The sequence below is a fragment of the Nocardia sp. CC201C genome, assembly GCF_030010695.1.
Lineage (GTDB): Bacteria > Actinomycetota > Actinomycetes > Mycobacteriales > Mycobacteriaceae > Nocardia > Nocardia otitidiscaviarum.
In genome coordinates this window covers 1-3303 of the sequence record NZ_JASCXP010000590.1, presented here as the reverse complement: position 1 = coordinate 3303, position 3303 = coordinate 1, and the positions used below count along the sequence as shown (strand labels likewise).

At 69.5% G+C, this 3303-nt stretch carries 3 protein-coding genes; 2 read left to right on the top strand and 1 reads right to left on the bottom strand.

The window, feature by feature from the left end; all coding sequences use genetic code 11:
- Positions 1 to 48: 48 nt before the first annotated feature.
- Positions 49 to 1443 carry a cystathionine beta-synthase gene (locus QK444_RS34510; RefSeq protein WP_282786203.1) on the bottom strand — a complete coding sequence of 465 codons (1395 nt, stop codon included), beginning with the start codon at positions 1441 to 1443 and terminating at the stop codon, positions 49 to 51.
- Positions 1444 to 1526: 83 nt separating this feature from the next.
- Between QK444_RS34510 and QK444_RS34505 the strand changes: the two genes are divergently transcribed.
- Together QK444_RS34505 and QK444_RS34500 are read left to right on the top strand one after the other, a co-directional pair.
- Positions 1527 to 2021: a hypothetical protein gene (locus QK444_RS34505; RefSeq protein ID WP_282786202.1), complete on the top strand. Its 495-nt coding sequence runs from the start codon at positions 1527 to 1529 to the stop codon at positions 2019 to 2021.
- 107 nt (positions 2022 to 2128) lie between these two features.
- Positions 2129 to 3303 (top strand): acetyl-CoA C-acetyltransferase (locus QK444_RS34500; protein ID WP_282786201.1); only part of this gene is annotated, 1175 nt, incomplete at its 3' end.

Genomic DNA, 3303 nt, shown 5'->3' with positions numbered 1-3303 from the left:
CCCGCCCGACCCCCGGGGGGGCGGGGCTTCGGCGACCGTGCCGCGGGCTCAGTGCCCGAGGGCTCCCGTGCTCAGGAAGCCGAGCAGATCGTGGCGGGTGATCACCCCGACCGGCTTGCCGTCCTCGACCACCATGAGGGCGTCGGTCTCCTCCAGCGCCTTGGTGGCGGCGGACACCGGTTCACCCGAACCGATCAGCGGGAACGCGGGGCTCATATGCTGCTTGACCGAATCGGTGAGGTGGGCACGACCCTCGAACACCGCGGACAGCAGATCGCGTTCGGACACGCTGCCCGCGACCTCCCCCGCCATGACGGGCGGCTCCGCGCCGACCACCGGCATCTGCGAGACACCGTATTCGCGCAGGATCTCGATGGCGTCGCGCAGCGTCTCCTGCGGGTGGGTGTGCACCAGATCGGGCAGCGCGCCGGACTTGCCGCGCAGCACGTCGCCGACGAGCGGTTCGGTGGCGGTGGAACCGTCCAGGCGCGAGCGCAGGAAGCCGTACGAGCTCATCCAGTCGTCGTTGAAGATCTTCGACAGGTAGCCGCGGCCGCCGTCGGGCAGCAGCACCACGACCACCGCGTCCGGATCGCGCTCGGCCACCCGCAGCGCCGCCACCACGGCCATACCGCAGGAGCCGCCGACCAGCAGCCCCTCCTCGCGGGCCAGGCGACGGGTCATATCGAAGGAGTCGGCGTCGGAGACGGCGATGATCTCGTCCGGGACGGCCGGGTCGTAGGCGCTGGGCCAGAAGTCCTCGCCCACCCCCTCGACCAGGTAGGGGCGGCCGGTGCCGCCGGAGTACACCGAACCCTCCGGATCCGCGCCGATGATCTTCACCGTGCCGCCGGAGACCTCCTTGAGGTACCGACCGGTGCCGGTGATGGTGCCGCCGGTGCCGACGCCCGCCACGAAGTGGGTGACCTTGCCCTCGGTGTCGCGCCAGATCTCCGGGCCGGTGGTCTCGTAGTGCGAGTCCGGACCGCCCGGGTTGGAGTACTGGTCCGGCTTCCACGCGCCCGGGATCTCGCGCACCAGGCGGTCGGAGACGTTGTAGTAGCTCTGCGGGTCCTCGGGCGCGACGGCGGTCGGGCACACCACGACCTCGGCGCCGTAGGCACGCAGGACGTTGCGCTTGTCCTCGCTCACCTTGTCCGGGCAGACGAACACGCACTTGTAGCCGCGCTGCTGCGCGACCAGCGCCAGACCCACGCCGGTATTGCCGGAGGTGGGTTCGACGATCGTGCCGCCCGGCCGTAGCAGCCCGGCCTGCTCGGCGGCGTCGATCATCTTGACGGCGATGCGGTCCTTGGAACTGCCGCCGGGATTGAGGTACTCGACCTTCGCGGCCACCAGTCCCGAGTTCGGACCCACCACGGAGTTCAGCCGGACCAGCGGGGTGTTTCCGATCAGATCGACGACATGGTCAGCAATGCGCATGCCCCCCATCGTTGCAGAAAGGAGATCGGGGCCTGCGCGCACATCGGCCGATGGCGGGGCGCGCCACACTACCCTGGGCAGCTATGACGTCGCCGACGAGCGTTCGCAGTGCCGCGGTGTTCGGAAGTCTCGCCTGTGCCGCAACGGTGTTCGCGGCCACGCCCGCGGCCGCGGCGGCCGTCGAATTCCCGCAGGTGCCGAGCCTGATGCGGAACGGATACTGCGGAGGCGCGATCCGCAGCTGGGCGGAGACCGGGCCGGAGTATCCGGGCCGGGCGATCGTCAATGTGCAGGCGCTGCCGATCGGCGGGCTGGGGCCGGGCACGTATTCGGCCGCACCGCTGTGCGAGACGGTCACCACGGTCGCCTGGCGGAATGTGGACACCGGCGCGGCGGGCGAGTACCGGGTCACCGTGGTGGCGGGGATCTACGGCAGCATCCAGTACGCGCAGTTCCAGGACACCGGGCCGGGACGGGTCGACGTGACGATCTTCACGGACATGCCGAATGTGCCGCAGCACGGCAGTTTCGTCGTTCCCGCACCGCCCCCGCCGCCCGCCGAGCCCGACGAGCAGTGAGAAATCCCACCGTCACTGAACGGGATACCGGCATACCGGATGTTTCCCCGCTCACACGGCCGTCGTAGATTCGAATGCGGTTCCACCCCTGCGAGTAAGGAGTCCTCATGCCAGAGGCCGTCATCGTTTCGTTCGCCCGTTCACCTATCGGCCGCGCAGGCAAGGGTTCGCTGGTGAGCATGCGCCCCGACGACCTCACGGCGCAGATGGTGCGCGCGGCCCTGGACAAGGTGCCCGCCCTCGCGCCGACCGATATCGACGATCTGATCCTGGGCTGCGGTCAGCCCGCCGGTGAGGGCGGCTTCAATATGGCCCGCTCGGTCGCCGTGCAGCTGGGTTACGACACCCTGCCCGGCGTCACCCTCAACCGCTACTGCTCGTCCTCGCTGCAGACCACCCGGATGGCCTTCCACGCCATCAAGGCCGGCGAGGGCGACGTGTTCATCTCCGCCGGTGTGGAGACGGTGTCGCGCTTCCCGAAGGGCACCGCCGACGGCTGGCCCGACACCCACAACCCGCTGTTCGCCGACGCCGAGGCGCGTACCGCCAAGCGCGCCGAGGGCGGGGCCGAGGTGTGGACCGACCCGCGCGAGAACGACATCCTGCCCGACGTCTACATCGCCATGGGCCAGACCGCCGAGAACGTCGCCCAGTTCACCGGCATCTCCCGCGAGGAGCAGGACCACTGGGGTGTGCGGTCGCAGAACCGGGCCGAGGAGGCCATCAAGTCCGGTTTCTTCGAGCGTGAGATCACCCCGGTGACGCTGCCCGACGGCACCGTGGTCTCGACCGACGACGGCCCCCGCCCCGGCACCACCTACGAGAAGATCTCGCAGCTGAAGCCGGTCTTCCGCCCCGACGGCACCATTACCGCCGGTAACGCCTGTCCGCTCAACGACGGTGCGGCGGCGCTGGTGGTCATGAGCGACACCAAGGCCCGCGAGCTCGGCCTGACCCCGCTGGCCCGCATCGTGGCGACCGGCGTCTCGGGCCTGTCGCCCGAGATCATGGGCCTCGGCCCGATCGAGGCGGTGCGCAAGACCCTGAAGACCGCCAACATGACCATCGACGACCTCGATCTGTACGAGATCAACGAGGCGTTCGCGGTGCAGGTGCTCGGTTCGGCCCGCGAACTGAACATGGACCTGGACAAGCTGAACATCTCCGGCGGCGCCATCGCCCTCGGCCACCCCTTCGGCATGACCGGCGCCCGCATCACCGCCACCCTGATCAACAACCTCCAGACCCAGGACAAGCAGTTCGGCCTGGAGACCATGTGCGT

What these genes read in the sequence shown, in the direction of transcription:
- QK444_RS34510 (WP_282786203.1), bottom strand. Translation starts at nt 1,443, where the DNA reads ATGCGCATTGCTGACCATGTCGTCGATCTGATCGGAAACACCCCGCTG.
- QK444_RS34505 (WP_282786202.1), top strand. Translation starts at nt 1,527, where the DNA reads ATGACGTCGCCGACGAGCGTTCGCAGTGCCGCGGTGTTCGGAAGTCTC.